The sequence below is a fragment of the bacterium genome, from assembly GCA_008933615.1.
In the GTDB taxonomy this organism is placed as follows: Bacteria; CLD3; CLD3; order SB21; family SB21; genus SB21.
This window is the reverse complement of the sequence record WBUR01000017.1, coordinates 22,255-37,557: the sequence shown is the minus strand read 5'-3', so window position 1 is coordinate 37,557 and position 15,303 is coordinate 22,255. Positions and strand designations below refer to the sequence as shown.

Below are 15,303 nucleotides of genomic sequence, written 5' to 3'. Positions count from 1 at the left end.
TGCACCGCGAAGCGAGCGAAACAAAAAATAATGTGTCACATTATTTTTTCTAGTAACTATAATATCCTCTGAGGATGATGAACACACCCACGCCCTGCCTTGCGGCAGGGCTTTTTCATTAACGCTCCTTGTCCATTTCCCTGTCGTCGCGTTCTTGCGTGCCACGCGAAAAGCCTTTCGCCCAGGCATTCACTTCCGCCTCATATTCCGCCTTGCCCGAAACAAGCCCAGTATAATAGGGGCTTTGTGGGTTCTGCTGCTGCGCGAGTTTCACCGCCAGTTCCGGCTGGTATTTAGCAAGCAAATAGCCGTCGTTAAAGCCTTTCTGTATCAGTTCTTCAGGTGTTTTCATGGGGTGTTAGGATGATGTGAAAATATAAAAAACGTCATAGCGAGGAGGCCGCAGGCCGACGCGGCAATCCAGCTTAAAAAGATAGCGCTTTGGTAGAATGTGAACGCTTTCATTGTTAATAAGGATTACGGGCGTGTTTGTTCAAAAACGTATGGATAGAATCCACATCATACAGGATGATTTTTTTCTCAGGCTGAGAAAAACGGATTTTCCCTTCATCCCGCAATTTTTGTAACGTGGTCTTACTGGTAATGCGCAGCAGCTTCATCGCCTCGTCGCCCGAAATCCACTTCTCGGCGACGACCTGATGCTGCTCTTTAATCCGGCCAACCACTTGCTCCACAAGTGCATAGAAAGCTTCGTCTTCCAAACAGATAACGTGCATGATAATTATTATATAAAACCGAAATTTAAATAATAATTGGTAATTTTGTGAGCCTCAATAATAATCAATATTAGTTCTAAGACTGCTAATAAAATGAACTAGGGTATTGCATAGGGAATTGTTACTAAAAAAAATGGGATGAAAAAAGTTTATACAGAAAAAAAACATAAACTAAGGCAGGAAAGAACAAGGAAAAGACAGGAAAGAAAACTAAAAAAAAGTCATCATTCTCATAAAAATGATCGAAAAGCAGCTGATTTCCGACAAACACAGCATAAAAATATAACCCTAACTGCACCAAAAGATTTCCGATTAATTGAAAATACGGAAGAATGTTTGTTATTTTTTAGGAATCTCCGAGATAGTAAGCACATGAGTATTAAAGGGATGCTCCAATATGTTGTGATGTCTCTCCGAAATGTCCAAAAAGTAGACTATGCGGCAGTGAGTGTTTTAACAGCAATAAGTGATGACTTAGCGTTTAAAAACATTATAGTAAAAGGTAATCTACCTGATGATAGTTTTTGTAAAAACTATTTTATCGGTTCTGGATATTTGAACCGTTTATTCACTATTAACGGTGAACGTTTTCCAACTTCAGCAAAGTCAGAACTAATATTTTTTGAAAAAGGGGCAGATATATTTTCAGATCAGCAAAACAAGAAAATAAGTAATTTGGTTAAAAATGTTGTTAAACACCTAACTGATAAAGAGCAACATTGGCCCCCCCTAAAAACAGTTATCTTAGAAATTTGCGGCAATACCATTGAATGGGGGGATGCTGCCAACAAGCAATGGTCGTTGGGTGTTAAATATGAAACCGACAAAGTAATATTCACTGTGACAGATGTTGGAAGAGGAATTTTGGAAACATTGTATAAGAAGCCCCAATTAAAATTAAAAGATGCGATTACTTTAAAATCTGATGATGAGATACTAAAAGGAGCATTTGATCAAAAGTATGGCTCAACTTCAAAAGAAATTAACAGAAACAAAGGATTACCTGCAGTAAAGGAGAATTTTCAGCAGGGCATAATAAAAGCCTTAAAAGTTCTCACAAACAACGTAATTTTGCACTTTGATAAAGACAAAGAATCGAGTTCATTTAGAAGAGGTGCGCCACGTTTTAAAGGCACATTTTACCAATGGGAGGTAACGAAGGAGTGCATTACTACTAAACTTAACGAAAGAAATGAAAGTAATTAAAATAGCCGATGACTTCTCTGAGTTTCCAGCGCTGAGACATTGTAATATTAGTGAGAAATCAGGAGAAGAATTTTATCATAATGTGTTGAATGAAGCATTTAAAAAAGTTTATGAAAAGGGCGATAAGTTAACGATTAACTTGGATGATACGGCGGGCTATGCATCATCATTTTTAGACGAAGCTTTTGGAAATCTAGTGTTTGATTTTACGTTAGACGTGGTAAAAAAACACATAAATATCATTTCTATTCAGGAGCCTCATTGGAAGGAAATGATTGAAAGTGAAACATTTAAACAATGGGAAGAAAGACGTAATAAACAACAAAATCCAAAAGTCACAGCCACACACGCCGCTTGGTTCAGATTACGTGATAATTCAATCCAACAGAAAATATGGGAGCAGCCGGAAGTTGTTTAAATCAGGCATGCTCAGTAGAGGTCTCTGATTGGATTAATATTGTTTCAATCATAGTAAATGCAAGTTTAGGATTTTGGATAGTCAGGACTATCCAAAATCGACTAACAAATCAAAGAGTATTAAAAGATTATTTTATTAGTCAAGTTCGAGAATTACGTGGGGAATATAAAAATTGCCTAAGTAACTTATACTCAAATAAAACGAAGCCACAGAAGGTAATTCCTTGGTTTAAATTAATGAATATCAAAGTGGAAGACTTGCTGAATCACATATCCTCAAAATATAAAATCGATTCCAAAGTTCTTCACCCTTATCAAATTGAACTGAGAGACTATGTCACCGACTGCAAATCGTTTAAAGAGCAGTTTAAAAGCGGAAAAGCAATAATGTTTTCCGAAGAAGAACTTGCTTATCTTATTACGTTTCAACAACGGCACAGCAAATTATTTGATGATATTATCATCAAAATAAACGACGCTGATTAGATTATACGTTAATCGTACTCTTGCCTGCCTGTGTATTCCTCTATTCGATAATTTGGAACCTTTTGTAGTGGTTGTTTCAATCTTACCAACAAAGTAGTCACCGCATAACGCTTCATACCAATAATACAAAAATCGGTTTTTTCTGTCGGTTGGCTCTTATTCTTACTCACACACATATATTCTCACTATTCATTAACGTGATGCGTTGTCTCAATACGTTGCTGAATCCAGCAATCAACGTCCCCTTCTACCCAACCGACAGAGCGGGTAGACAGCCGAATAGGCTGTGGGAATTGTTTGGCTCGCACCATTTTATAAAGGGTGCTTTTGGGAAGCCCTGTGCGTTTCATCACCGTGGGCAGTCGTAATATGGTATTCATCTGTTACCTCCGCAAGATAGCAGGGGCATATTGGCGAAGGTCGAGATAATTGCGGTGAAAAATGATGGAAAAGGGAACTAATGTGCAACGAATCTTTCAGCTCGCTTTCCTATACGCATCAGCGGTTTGTCATGCTGTTTTCTCATAGCATCGAGTGAATCCGCCCACCATTGCATCATTTTGTGCCGTTCTGCCAAATATTGAGCATGGTTATAAACACCACGCACTTTATTGGTTTCAACGTGTGCTAATTGCAATTCGATATGGTCACGATTAAATCCATGCTCATTAAGTATGGTCGAAGCCGTGTGTCGGAACCCGTGTCCAGTAGCACGTCCACCGTAGCCCATCCTATCAATAACATTTAACACTGCGTTCTCACTCATACACTTGATAGGTTTATAGGGATTGGGAAAAATGTATTTCCAACGGCCATTAAGCTGTTTAAGTTCATGGAGAATAGTAAGTGCCTGCGAGGAAAGAGGCACAATATGAGGACGACGCATTTTCATTCGTTCGGCTGAAATGTGCCATTCGGCTTTTTCCCAATTAATTTCACTCCACATCGCCCCGCGCAGTTCTTTAGTACGAACAAAAGTAAGTAGGAGTAGCTTTGTTGCTAACTGCGCCTGTCGCATTCCCTTATACGTTTCGAGTGCCCACAAAAATTCGGGTAATTCCTTTTCATGCAAATAAGCAAAGTGTCCTTTTTTCATTGGCTTTAGTGCATCTTGCAACGAATCAGCAGGATTGCAATCGGCATGGCCAGTAGCAATGCCGTACATGAAAATTTGTCCGCAGGACTTCAGGAGTCTATGGGCAACTTCCAACGCCCCCCGCGCTTCAACAAACCGGATTACACCTAAAAGTTCCGGGGCAGTGATATTGCGAATTGGACGGGTGCCGAGCTTAGGAAAAATATCCGCTTCCAAACGCCGCAGAACAAATCCTGCATAACGTTGGTCTAACGTTGCGCTTTTCACTTGATGCCATTCGCGCGCGACTTTCTCAAAACTATTTTCAGCATTCAGCAGAATCTGGCGTTTATGTTCTTTTTTGGCTTCGCAGGGGTCGATACCACTTGCCAGCACCTTTCGGGCTTTTGCATGCGCCTCCCGCACTTCCGCAAGCGAGTATTCGGGATAGGTGCCCAGAGCCAGCATTTTGGGTTTGCCGTTATAGCGGTACGCATACCGCCACCATTTACTTCCGCTCGGCTGCACCCAAAGAAACAAACCCTTTCCATCGGTCAATTTGTAAGCGGAGGCGCGAGGCTTTGCCTTGCGAATTGCAACATCAGTAAGACGCATGATGGTAACTCCCTATCGGTGTATTTCAGTTACCATCATTTTTACCCCATTTGATGGTAGATTTCTGAAAACCCTTAGAGAACCTATCAGACTTTGATTTTTTTGTAAACCGCAGTTTAGCTGGCTTTTTTAGACTTTCCGAGACCTCTTTAGAAGAGGTTTTGGCTGGGGCGCCAGGATTCACAATTAAGATGCAACAAGTTGATAATATTTGTTATTCGGTTTTTCATTTTTGAAGTTACCATAAAAAATACCATCAGTTGAACGAGCTTGTAATATAACAACCTAAACGTAACTAGACTTCAAAAAGTTAATTACATCAATTCTTTTGCTCAAGCTGAACCACCCCAATCCGTCGTAAATACTTCAAGCATTTTGTAACGGTATTGTAGTGAACACCCATCGTGTGCGCCAGTTGCTTAGCGCTCACAAACACGCGGTTTTGCGCATCTACCATTGCCATCATGTGCAGCAATACCCGAAGCGTCAGTTGTGGGAAACGGCAGTCGCTATCGGTGCAAATAAGTTCGACGATGCGTAAAAGCTGCCGTCGTTCTATTTCGATGATGTGTTCGGTTGGCCAAGTGACGGTACGGTTTGTTTTCAATGCCTTCATACGGTGTGCTACTCCCCCATAAGTTGTTATTAGTGCGCTAGATATGCACTCATGGGTTGCGTTCCAAGCCGACACAAAAAATAGCACACAATAGTGCCGCATTCTCCTTTTCTGCTTTGTTAGGCGTGCGGTGTGTCACCGATTTCCTGCCGCTGAATTGCCGTGTGTCAGGCAAAGCTACCGCACGCAGGGGTTTCCGCAAGGAATGCTCTTGCAGATTCCTCCTTGCCGAAACCCCTTGATACGCGCGGTGTTCGCTCGCCTGTCAACGTAAACGCACAGGAGAATCGTATGAAAACACCCAAAATCACGCTTATCACCCAGCAACTTCGCAAACAGTTCGCCCGCATCGGCGACCAACGCAACACCAGCGACCCCATGATCGTCGCCAAGTTTTTCAACCCGAGCGGCGTTGGCACATGGTACGCCATTGCCTACTATCCCGACGACAACACCTGCTTCGGCTATGTAACCGACTTCGGCTTCGATGAACTCGGCTACTTCTCCATCACCGAGTTGGAGAGTATCACCGTGCCGCCCTTCGGCCTCCGCATCGAGCGCGACCGCTTTTTCACACCATGCCGCCTGTCGGAAATCAGGAAGCGGTCATAACGCCGTTTCTTTCACTTCTAAAAGCAACCTCTCACGGGGTTGCTTTTTTTATAGCAAAGCCATGCCGATCGTATTTGTAGAGTAGGGTGAGAAAACGTTAAACTATTTGCTATTAAAGTTGTCCTTTGATGCTGAGTTTTGCTTTATTGAAGCGAACAATGAGGATATGGCACCTTCAATAAAAACATCCCTATTAAGGATATTAACGGCTTCGTTGTTCAGCAGTTGTTCATAGATTCCAGAGTTAAGATAGTCTGTGCTTCGTTCTGGCTCATTGTTATACTTCATGATAAGATTCTCAAATTCTATTGCAGGAACTTCAAACTCCCTCACATAATTTTGAATAACCTCATCCTTTGAGCCTTCTCGTTCAATATGAGATGTTAGGGTTCCTATATTTGAGCCAATATGTGCATCGAACATCTCTCCAAAAATTTCCTTCAATTTAGCCTCATCGCTAACAGATGCTTTAATTCGGTGCATATACTGATAGAATGGGATGGATTGGGTGAGGTAAGAATGGATAATTTCCGGTAAGCGCTTTTTTAAAGCGTCATGACCAAGCATATGCGGCTGAGTAGCGTGTTTTAGCTCATGCGCAAGGAATCTTTCCAGAGAGCAATCAATTTTCTCGCCATGTTGACCCTTGAAAAAGGTGTTATCGCTAATCAGGGGATTGGCCAGAATAATGTTTTTGTCATGAAGCCCATATCCAATTGCTGATGCCTTAGATGACACAAAAATCGTAAGCGGCTTTCCATGTAAGTCGTATGCTTCATGTAAAGCTACAAGCCCTTCAGGGGTAGAAGCAATCCATTCAACAGCTTTTTGCACCCGAGCGATTAACTCCTTATCATCACCCCAAACATCAACCAGCCCTGATAGTGTGTCCACCATCAGGCCAGCATACTAAAACCGTGTTACAGTTTTATTACAAGTGCAGGTTAATCTTTCGATTTAGAGCCAAAAGCCCCGCCAAGAATCGCACCTATAACAGTGCCTACACCCGGAAATATCGCCGTGCCCAAAGCCGCTCCACCTAACATTCCACCTGCAATATTTAAATATTCCTTTTCTGCTTCTTTGGCAGCCTCATCCCCTTGTTCCCTGCGGATTTTCTCAATTTTCTCGTTCATGTCGTCTAAACCAGCGCGTAAACTCATAATAGTAGTTTTTTAAAGTGTCCTTCTAAGTTACAAAATGTCCAAAATACAACAAAGGATTTTATTCTTTTTTATACCAAGCATGAATTGCCCGCCTCACAGCGTTTTCCTGTCCCCATGCAAAGATGCAGGGCTTGCGCCAACACGGCAAGGGGCGCTGCGCTAAACCTCCTTGCCTTTGGTTGCGGCTGTCGCCCAGCGGTGGGGATCGCATGGTACAGAAAAACGCATATCCGCTCCGCACACCAGATGCACTGCAAACCGCAGTCGCCACCGTGCCCCTTGTTGAAATTCACTACAGCTTTCCACGTTTGCATTTCGCCGACCGTCTCAACAGCTCGCAAGCCTGTCATGAATCTATCCGCAACCTCTACGACCCAAACAAAATCGCCCACAAGGAGTTCTTTTACCTCGTGCTGCTCAATAACTCCCTCCGTTGCATCGGCTACGCGTTGATTGGTGTTGGCACCACCAGTTCGGTCACGGTCAACGTCAAAGAAATCCTCCAGCTTGCCCTGCTGAGTAATGCCACACACATTATTCTCAGCCACAATCACCCGTCCGGCAGCACCAAACCATCGCCTGACGATATTACCCTCACCCAAAAGGTCAAAAAAGCCGCCGCGCTGTTCGATGTGGAGCTGGCCGACCATATCATCATCACCCACGAAACCTATGTCTCACTGGCCGATGAAGGGTTGCTCTAACCCTTCGCGCAAAAAGCGGCGTAAACAACCTGTTTGTTGGTTTTTCTTTTCCAGCGGCCCTTTCACTTTTTTCTCTTTTACCCCCGAAATGGTCATAAGCAAATTTCAACCAGCCCCTTTGTCAAGGCCGGGGCCTTCGGTGTATTCACATTTTTTCGTCGTACCTCCGAAAAAATATGACCTACAGCCTTGCCAATTCAGCAGCCGCACCTTGGGGAGTTGCTTATTCCCTTTCGGGGGAAATGTTTTTTGTTGGGGGAGAACCCATTCCCGCAACTGAAAACGAAAAACCCAAAAAATCATTGAACCAATGGCAACCCCAAACAAAAACGGCAACGGTGCGAAGGAAGTAACACCCGCCACAACCAACAAACCCAACACCCAGCCTGTAAACGGCAAAACAAACACCCCCGGCACAATCGAACCCAAAGGCGATGAAAAACCCACAGGCAGCGAACCAACGCCGCCAGTAACGGCAGAAACCACCACTACACCCGAACCGCCCAAGCCCAAAACCTTAGACGAGCAACTGCAATTCTTTTTAGGACTGGAACGGCTGGTAAATATCCGCCGCAGGTTCGAGCATCATTTGGAAGCCGTGAACGAGCTAACCATCGAAGACGAAGAATTGACCAAGTTTGAAACAGGCAACAAGCACGGCATCCGCATTGAGCTTTTCGACAGCGAGGGCAACAGTTACAGCATGACCAACCCGCGTCTGGTAAAAGAGATGCACGCCCACCTCGTGAGCGTATTGCAGGGCAAAATCGACGAATGCAACGCCGAAATTTTAACCTACGGCGCAACCGCATGAGCCACCCCAACCCCTTAGCCGTTGGGGGCAAGCAACGGCTTTTTTAATTCACCAGTTTAACCCAATAACCATGACAACCGAAACAACCGAACCCAAAAAACGCCCGATAGACGAAGCGCGCGAGCGGCTCAAACTGTTAAGCCTCGGAGTCAAAGACCTTGTAGAGGACGGTACGTTTTACACCATCAACGACGCGATAGTGGAAACGCTGTACAAGTCCGACACCCACCGCGAGTTCAAAAGCTATCGCCAGTGGAAGAAAGAGGGCAGGCAGGTAAAAAAAGGTGAGAAAGCCTTTTTGCTGTGGGCAAAGCCGAGGCAGATAAATAAGCCAGCCGAGCAAACCACCGCCCCCGATGATTTGGAGGAAATGATAAAATATTTCCCCATCGCCTATTTGTTCAGCAACGCCCAGCTTGACCCTGCGGAGAACGAAGAAGAAGAGGGCAACGAAACCAACCCGCAACCCGAACAACCGCCAATAACGCCCGCAGAGCCACCCAAAACCCGTTTGGCACCGTTGGCCTATTAACCGCCCAAACGTTCTTTTGCGCCCTTAAAACAAGGTAAAACCCGCAAGAAAAGCGGCCTGAACAAGGCCGTTTTTCGCGCCGCCACAGCGGCAAACCCTTATCTCTTGATTAATGATTTTAGCGGTAAGGGTTTATCTTTTTTTTACTTTCCCGCAGTGTCTAATTCACTATCCGAGCGTCTGCTTGGGAAAGAATTTTTGGATTGATTCACCGATGCCTTACTAAACGGTTTTTTTAATATCTTGCTACTTTATCAATCAGCAAAAGTTATGACAGACCAAGAGAAAATCAATCGGCACGATGCGTTAATCTTCCTAAGAGAAAGAATGGGTGGATGTTTTGGTTCAGCAGATGGCATCTTTGCCGGTCATCCGATGGACGAGAAGAGAGCCAAGGAACTGCGTCAATATGCAGCAGAGAACAATATATCTCTTCAAGAGATAAAAGAGATAGCTTTAAATTACTTATACAGCAAAAGCTACATATCCGAACACATTGAGGAACAGTTGCCAAAAGTCATAAAATACTTTGGGAAGAAATTGTCTTAGGTTGCATCATATTGCCCGTAACATGTACCTTCAAAAAGCAGTAATTGGATAAAATTGAGAAGAGGTTTTATCCAGTCAGTTCACAGGTGCAATTAGAACAGACATCTTCCCTTATAAGGTTATAAGGAGGATATTTCACAAAGACTTCTAAATTCAAATCTTGCTGAAAAGGTGTAAATAAGTTAGCATTATTTTGCTTGAACATTGGAGAGTTATTTTGGCGAATTCTTATTTCACACTCATCATTTTTTCAGGAATTTTAACGTGCAATTCTGCAATTGCCGAAAGCAAATCGACACAATTAAATGTGCAAAGACCATCAAGCGAAACTCATGGGTTAGATTCCGAACAAGCAGAAATGTTGGATAAAATACTACATTTGGAAACGGGACCTGATGATGTAATGTTGGAGGATGGAACAACTCTTTCAGGTGCGAAAAGAGACCACCCGGAATGGTTTGAAAGAGATTTTTTAACTCCCCAAAAAAAGTAGTCTAAAAGTGTACTCCATTCTGTATAATATTATTTAAATGATCCATTTTTATGTTTATAATTTTGTACCTTCCCAAATATGAGAAAAGGTATTTTTTTAGTTAGTTTACTGATATCAGTCTTTATTTCATCATGTAAAAAAGATTCCTCAAAGCCTATAAGTTCCGAAGATGAAAATGCAGAGTTTGTAAATGGCCTTAGTTCTGAACAAGCTGAGGTTCTCGATGGCATTCTGCACATAGATGCAGACTCTACTGATGTAATGTTGGAAGACGGCACTATACTTGCAGATGCTAAGCGCGATCATCCTGATTGGTTTAATGGATCGCTCAAAAACGACCCGCTCGATGGAAAAAGTCCAAAAGAAATAAAAAACATCCTTTTACTGCGTATCTTGGATAGAGCAGAATTCTTGGTTAAAAAAGATAACTTTACTACTGAATATATAGATGATTTTAGGCCTAAACAACGTGGGCTTGTTTATGCTTACGGTGGTAAAGATTATAAAAATAGGGTTTATCCCAAGGGAGCCTGTAATAATTATCACGTATACGGTTTGGATTGTTCAGGATTTTTATTTCTAATTCTCCATGAAGCTGGTCTTCCTATACAATATAAAGAAGCGAAGTTTCAAGCTCAACCGTCTTATCTCCAAGATGCGCTCAATAAATTATCGCCTAACTCGGGATTCAAAGTAGAGGTTTTTTATAATAATCCGAAGATAGAAGCTGGAGACCTTGTTTATTGGACAAGACTGCCAAAGACAGATAAAGATGGGCATAAAACTGTTGGCAGTAAACCTGCCGACCATATAGGAATGGCATTAAGGAGAAGAGATGGGAGCTTGGCTGTTTTCCAATCAAATGGAGGAAATGAGGCGGATGATTGTACAAAGAATGTCGATCCTAAAAGAAATAGGGGGCCAAATAAGTTAGATTTAACCTCCATCTATTGGTTCGATCCTGTGGACTCTAAATGGCAATCTATTCGGATTACAGCACCCAATGAACCCCCTCCGCCGCCACCTCCTACTTACAAAATTGGTGATGCTGCCTTTGGTGGCATTGTCTTCTATATTGATCCAACCGGGGAACACGGAATGGTGCGCTCAACCGATGCAATAGCGAAAAGTATCAAATGGGATGTAACAAAACAGAGTGACATTCAAGAAACCGGAGCGACGGATAGTAGCTTTGGTGGAGGCATTAACAACACGAATATTATCATAAACAAACTTGGTAAAGGAGATTACGCAGCGAGTCTTTGCGCAGAATATAGCGCAGGGGGCTTCAACGACTGGTGGCTGCCTTCCATAGGGGAAGTGATACTCATGAATAAAACGCTTACCAATGGACAATCCAGTTTAAATTGGAGCAGTACCGAAATCCCGAATGCAAACGGAAGCAAGTCGATGGCATATAAGGGAAACGGAAATGGGCATTCAGCGAGTTTTAAATATATAAAAGCCAACGTATTTGCCGTAAGAGCCTTTTAAAATTGCCTACCCAATCACCGCATCGAGCGCATCGTCTGCATCCTTGTGCATGAAATTGGCCTGATAGCCGATAGTGGTGGTGATGGAATAATGGCGGTAGAGTTTCTGTAACATCTGCACGGGGATTTATAACCGCGCCTCATACAACCGGAAAACCCTCAAAGGTTGTTTTTACTGCTGCCATCCGCAAGTTGCTTATCCAGCTAAATGCAAAGCTGCGCGACGAGTTGTATGCATGATGCAAAACGCGGTTGCAATCGGTTATAAGAATTCAGATACATGGAAATTTTAATTTTTCTAAGATTTTTTAATGGGGGCTTTGTAATTTTACAAAAAGAAAAGTTATGACTGTCACTCAAGAATTCAATACTTCTGTTGAAGAAGTATTGAAGGAATATAAAAAGCAGAGCTTGCCTCTATTTGACTATTTGAATCAACGGTCACAAATCGGATTTACTCAAAATCAATTTCAAATATACCGTGATAATTATTTTTATCGCACATTCAGAACGATACCAAGTGTATGTTTAATAGTAAAGTCAGCGGCAGAAAATGAAGATGAAGCAGTTATGAAATCCGCGGGGCAAAACCTTATGGAAGAGTTGGGGTTAATAAATGGCACTACGTCTCATTCTGCCCATTTAAGGCATTCACACAATATACATTCCGAAAGAGTCTTTAAACTTTCTCCAATTTCTTTACGAGAGAGTCTAAGTTCGGAATTGGTGCTTGAAAAAACTAAGGAATTTTCCAGACAACAAGCAGAGTTATACGCAAGCGACAATTATTTAGTGGTATTAGCTACGAATTATGCACAGGAAGAGGTTGCTACAGATATGCTAAAATCATTTCTTAGTGCTTGGTTTCGACCTTATAAATTTTTATATTCGTTACAGGAATATGATGAAGTAGAGGAGTATTTCAGGTGTCATATTGACGGATTAGAGGAAAGACATGCTGAAGACGCAAAAAACTCGGTTATAAAACAAATTAAGACTTCACAAGATATGAATATTGCCCTTACATCAATTCGGGATATTCTCGTTGCGCAAAGCAATATGTGGGTTTCTTTATACGAAGGAATTGCATCACAGGAACAAACAAGTCGATTAGTACCTATTACTGTCATATGAAGTTAATTTATCAGCTAAAGAGATTATTACGGCTATTATGGAGATTTTTAACAAAAGGAGATAATAGTTTTGGGCAATTAATTCTTGAAACTCTTCACACACTGATTAAAGAATGGCCAAGATTGTGTATATTATTAGCAATAGCTGGTATAGCTTACTGGGCTTATAAAGATACTCATACGGAGCATTATTATCACGTTTTTTTAGAGTTTATTGGAGTCTCTGTTACTTTCGTCATTGTTGAACACAGTATCAGAAACTTAAAAAGCGGTATAGAAGACCCAATAGGGTTGCCTGTAAAGAAATTTATTAAAGACTTAAAAGATGCAAACCGACAACTTATTATTTTTGATACTTTTTTAGAGACACTGCTATTGGATGAAAAAGAGGTGAATCACAATGCTTTTAGGTCAAGTCTGATACACGTATTGGCTCATAATGAAAAATTCAGATTGAAAATTCTTTTAATTAATTCAGAATCTCCTTATGTTAAAACTCGTGCTGAACAGCGAGGAGAGTTTTTAGGCGAAGAACACAAAAAACGAATCGAGAGAGCCATGGAGAAATTGGTCGACATCCTCTCCCAAATTATTCATAAGTATCCAAAATGCGCAGATAAAATAGAAATAAAAGAGTACACAGAAACCCCTCCTTTCGCAATATACGCAGTTGATGGAAAAGCTTATGTTAGCTTTTATCCAGAAGGAATGAAAACTTCTGATGCCAGACAGCTTTATATTCCAAATGACACTGATTTAGGAAAACAGTTGTTTGCCTTTTTCATGGCAAAATTTGATGAAGTATGGAAAGGAGCAGTCAAGGTAACAATTAAGGTTGGTAGAGAGAAAAGGTAGGTACTTGACCCGGTTCTCGACAAATTTGTAAAGTTGCTTCTTTATATACTTCATATTTATAGAGATAATCATAAATCTGGTCATAGATTCCCCCTCTGCCTGGGGAAATGTTGTAACCCAACGTTTCTTCTAAATGTCTTATCAAATGTGGGCTTGCCGATTCGCAACCTAGTATTTCGTGAATTTTCTGATTTAATTTTTGGTGCGCAACTGAACGAGCATAATTATCCTTTGCATTAAAAAATGCATTACCATGTTCGATCAATTCAGCTTTTGATTTTTTATTTAATGCAATCCATGCGATTGATTTTGTTGGATCTTTTTCAATAGTAACCGACATTGCCGTCTCCATAAAAATTCTGCTATCCGAATTGTAACTCTAGGTTCTTGTTTTCTTATAACATTATTTCGTGACAGTTTTATGACAGTATTTCTTCTACCCTATCACCGCATCGAGCGCATCGTCCGCATCCTTGTGCATGAAATTGGCCTGATAACCAATAGTGGTGGCAATGGACGAATGGCGGTAGAGTTTCTGTAACATCTGTATGGGTATTTTATCGTTCGATAAATTGCCGAACGTGTGGCGGGTAATGGGTATAGGCATTTCGTTTGTCCCTCACGGGCTGTTGCGTTTGAACGCGGCAGTAGCTTAATCGCCGTGCTGAACCAGCCGATACCCCGTACTCCTGCCGCCGCCTTCCTCTTTTTCTAAAACACCCTTTTCCATTAGGTCGGTAATATCCCGCAATGCCGTGTCGGTCGAGCATTTGGCAATCTTCGCCCATTTGGAAGTGGTGAGTTTGCCTGTAAACCCGTTTAGCAGCCTGTTCAGCATTAGCCGTTGCCGCTCATTGATGGGGGTTGCCGCATGCGCTTCCCAGAACCGCGCCTTTTGCATCACGGCGGCGAGGGTTTCTTCCGTGGCATCCAGTGCCCTGCCGAGGCAATGTAAAAACCACCCAAGCCATTCGGTAATGTCGAGCGTGCCTTTCTGGCTTTGCTCCAGAATGTCGTAATAGCTCTTTCGTTCTTTTTGTATCTGTGCCGAAAGACTGTAAAACCGCTGGGCATTGCCATCGGCGCGTGCAAGCTGTAAATCCGCAATCGCCCGCGCAATCCGTCCGTTCCCGTCATCAAACGGGTGAATCGTCACAAACCAGAAATGGGCAATCGCTGCTTTGAGTACGGGGTCGGTGGTCTCCTTGCTGTTAAACCAAGCGATGAACGCCGCCATTTCCTTGGTGAGAAGATCCGCTTCTGGTGCCTCAAAATGCACTTTCTCCCTGCCCATAGGACCGGAAACCACTTGCATCGGACCCTTCTCCGCCGTGCGCCAGCCGCCTACGGTAATTTTAGCCATGCCGCTGCGTCCTGTCGGGAACAAGGAAGCGTGCCAGTGAAAGAGGCGGGTCTTGGTAAGCTTCGCATTAAATTTCTGGGTGGCATCCAGCATCATTTCCACCACGCCTTCCACATGCCTGTCAGAAGGCACCAGCCCCGCAATATCCATCCCCAACCTGCGGGCGATGGAGGAGCGCACTTGTTCAGGGTTTAGAAGCTCCCCTTCAATCTCATTGGATTTAAGAATATCAAGGGTAAGTGTTTGCAACACCGCTTCGGATCGTAAGCCAAAGCCAAGGCTTTCCATGCGCCCAAGAATCCGCCCCTGTTTGTGGCGCACTAAGGCGAGCAGGGGCGCAATTTTCTCACTATCCCACCGAAATAATGGCCAGTCGTTGCGTTGATGAATGTACATAATTACCGCATTCTATGCGGTGAATATACCTCTTATTCACC

The 15,303-nt window shown here is 42.7% G+C and carries 21 protein-coding genes and 1 pseudogene; 12 read left to right on the top strand and 10 right to left on the bottom strand.

Features of this window, described 5'->3' with window-relative positions; genetic code table 11:
* Positions 1–118 precede the first annotated feature (118 nt).
* Positions 119–352 carry a hypothetical protein gene (locus F9K33_07980; protein ID KAB2879764.1) on the bottom strand — a complete coding sequence of 78 codons (234 nt, stop codon included), beginning with the start codon at positions 350–352 and terminating at the stop codon, positions 119–121.
* Between the two features lie 115 nt (positions 353–467).
* Entirely contained in the window at positions 468–737 is a 270-nt protein-coding gene (locus F9K33_07975; GenBank protein KAB2879763.1) for a helix-turn-helix domain-containing protein, read from the bottom strand.
* A 138-nt stretch (positions 738–875) separates the two neighbouring features.
* Between F9K33_07975 and F9K33_07970 the strand changes: the two genes are divergently transcribed.
* From F9K33_07970 to F9K33_07960, 3 genes are read left to right on the top strand one after another with little or no spacing between them, the layout of a single operon-like run.
* The gene (locus F9K33_07970) at positions 876–1,943 is read left to right on the top strand and encodes a hypothetical protein (GenBank protein KAB2879762.1); all 1,068 of its coding nucleotides are present in this window, start codon (positions 876–878) and stop codon (positions 1,941–1,943) included.
* The gene (locus F9K33_07965; protein KAB2879761.1) at positions 1,930–2,361 is read left to right on the top strand and encodes a DUF4325 domain-containing protein; all 432 of its coding nucleotides are present in this window, start codon (positions 1,930–1,932) and stop codon (positions 2,359–2,361) included. The genes F9K33_07970 and F9K33_07965 overlap by 14 nt, the downstream gene beginning before the upstream one ends.
* On the top strand, positions 2,337–2,846 hold the full coding sequence (locus F9K33_07960) for a hypothetical protein (protein ID KAB2879760.1): 510 nt from the start codon (positions 2,337–2,339) through the stop codon (positions 2,844–2,846). The genes F9K33_07965 and F9K33_07960 overlap by 25 nt, the downstream gene beginning before the upstream one ends.
* Positions 2,847–3,031: 185 nt before the next feature.
* On the opposite strand, the gene F9K33_07955 is transcribed toward F9K33_07960, so the two are convergent.
* From F9K33_07955 to F9K33_07945, 3 genes are all read right to left on the bottom strand, one after another.
* Positions 3,032–3,226 carry an AlpA family transcriptional regulator gene (locus tag F9K33_07955; GenBank protein ID KAB2879759.1) on the bottom strand — a complete coding sequence of 65 codons (195 nt, stop codon included), beginning with the start codon at positions 3,224–3,226 and terminating at the stop codon, positions 3,032–3,034.
* A 77-nt stretch (positions 3,227–3,303) separates the two neighbouring features.
* On the bottom strand, positions 3,304–4,536 hold the full coding sequence (locus F9K33_07950; protein KAB2879758.1) for a tyrosine-type recombinase/integrase: 1,233 nt from the start codon (positions 4,534–4,536) through the stop codon (positions 3,304–3,306).
* Positions 4,537–4,855: 319 nt separating this feature from the next.
* On the bottom strand, positions 4,856–5,254 hold the full coding sequence (locus F9K33_07945) for a hypothetical protein (GenBank protein ID KAB2879757.1): 399 nt from the start codon (positions 5,252–5,254) through the stop codon (positions 4,856–4,858).
* 189 nt (positions 5,255–5,443) lie between these two features.
* Here F9K33_07945 and F9K33_07940 point away from each other — a divergent pair, with 189 nt between their 5' ends.
* Complete coding sequence (locus F9K33_07940) at positions 5,444–5,764, top strand: DUF2958 domain-containing protein (GenBank protein KAB2879756.1); 321 nt, start codon at positions 5,444–5,446, stop codon at positions 5,762–5,764.
* A 102-nt stretch (positions 5,765–5,866) separates the two neighbouring features.
* Here F9K33_07940 and F9K33_07935 read toward each other — a convergent pair whose 3' ends face one another.
* Together F9K33_07935 and F9K33_07930 are read right to left on the bottom strand one after the other, a co-directional pair.
* Positions 5,867–6,661, bottom strand: a complete 795-nt coding sequence (locus tag F9K33_07935; GenBank protein ID KAB2879755.1) for a hypothetical protein — start codon at positions 6,659–6,661, stop codon at positions 5,867–5,869.
* Between the two features lie 47 nt (positions 6,662–6,708).
* Positions 6,709–6,900, bottom strand: a complete 192-nt coding sequence (locus F9K33_07930) for a hypothetical protein (GenBank protein KAB2879754.1) — start codon at positions 6,898–6,900, stop codon at positions 6,709–6,711.
* Between the two features lie 152 nt (positions 6,901–7,052).
* On the opposite strand from F9K33_07930, the gene F9K33_07925 reads away from it, so the two are divergent.
* From F9K33_07925 to F9K33_07890, 8 genes are all read left to right on the top strand, one after another.
* The gene (locus F9K33_07925) at positions 7,053–7,634 is read left to right on the top strand and encodes a JAB domain-containing protein (protein ID KAB2879753.1); all 582 of its coding nucleotides are present in this window, start codon (positions 7,053–7,055) and stop codon (positions 7,632–7,634) included.
* A 310-nt stretch (positions 7,635–7,944) separates the two neighbouring features.
* Positions 7,945–8,448, top strand: a complete 504-nt coding sequence (locus F9K33_07920) for a hypothetical protein (protein ID KAB2879752.1) — start codon at positions 7,945–7,947, stop codon at positions 8,446–8,448.
* A 70-nt stretch (positions 8,449–8,518) separates the two neighbouring features.
* The gene (locus tag F9K33_07915) at positions 8,519–8,980 is read left to right on the top strand and encodes an ArdC family protein (GenBank protein ID KAB2879751.1); all 462 of its coding nucleotides are present in this window, start codon (positions 8,519–8,521) and stop codon (positions 8,978–8,980) included.
* Between the two features lie 270 nt (positions 8,981–9,250).
* Positions 9,251–9,529 (top strand): hypothetical protein, encoded by a 279-nt coding sequence (locus tag F9K33_07910; GenBank protein ID KAB2879750.1) that lies wholly within the window; start codon positions 9,251–9,253, stop codon positions 9,527–9,529.
* 217 nt (positions 9,530–9,746) lie between these two features.
* On the top strand, positions 9,747–10,022 hold the full coding sequence (locus F9K33_07905) for a hypothetical protein (protein KAB2879749.1): 276 nt from the start codon (positions 9,747–9,749) through the stop codon (positions 10,020–10,022).
* 78 nt (positions 10,023–10,100) lie between these two features.
* Entirely contained in the window at positions 10,101–11,516 is a 1,416-nt protein-coding gene (locus F9K33_07900; protein KAB2879748.1) for a hypothetical protein, read from the top strand.
* A gap of 344 nt (positions 11,517–11,860) precedes the next feature.
* On the top strand, positions 11,861–12,649 hold the full coding sequence (locus F9K33_07895) for a hypothetical protein (GenBank protein ID KAB2879747.1): 789 nt from the start codon (positions 11,861–11,863) through the stop codon (positions 12,647–12,649).
* Positions 12,646–13,503, top strand: a complete 858-nt coding sequence (locus F9K33_07890; protein KAB2879746.1) for a hypothetical protein — start codon at positions 12,646–12,648, stop codon at positions 13,501–13,503. The genes F9K33_07895 and F9K33_07890 overlap by 4 nt, the downstream gene beginning before the upstream one ends.
* On the opposite strand, the gene F9K33_07885 is transcribed toward F9K33_07890, so the two are convergent.
* The 3 genes and pseudogenes from F9K33_07885 to F9K33_07875 all read right to left on the bottom strand — a co-directional run bounded on the left by F9K33_07885 (position 13,478) and on the right by F9K33_07875 (position 15,262).
* The gene (locus tag F9K33_07885; GenBank protein ID KAB2879745.1) at positions 13,478–13,843 is read right to left on the bottom strand and encodes a hypothetical protein; all 366 of its coding nucleotides are present in this window, start codon (positions 13,841–13,843) and stop codon (positions 13,478–13,480) included. The genes F9K33_07890 and F9K33_07885 overlap by 26 nt on opposite strands.
* 96 nt (positions 13,844–13,939) lie before the next feature.
* Positions 13,940–14,098: pseudogene (locus tag F9K33_07880) on the bottom strand (recombinase).
* A gap of 57 nt (positions 14,099–14,155) precedes the next feature.
* A complete protein-coding gene (locus F9K33_07875; GenBank protein KAB2879744.1) occupies positions 14,156–15,262 on the bottom strand; it encodes a Fic family protein in 1,107 nt (368 codons plus the stop codon).
* Positions 15,263–15,303 lie beyond the last annotated feature (41 nt).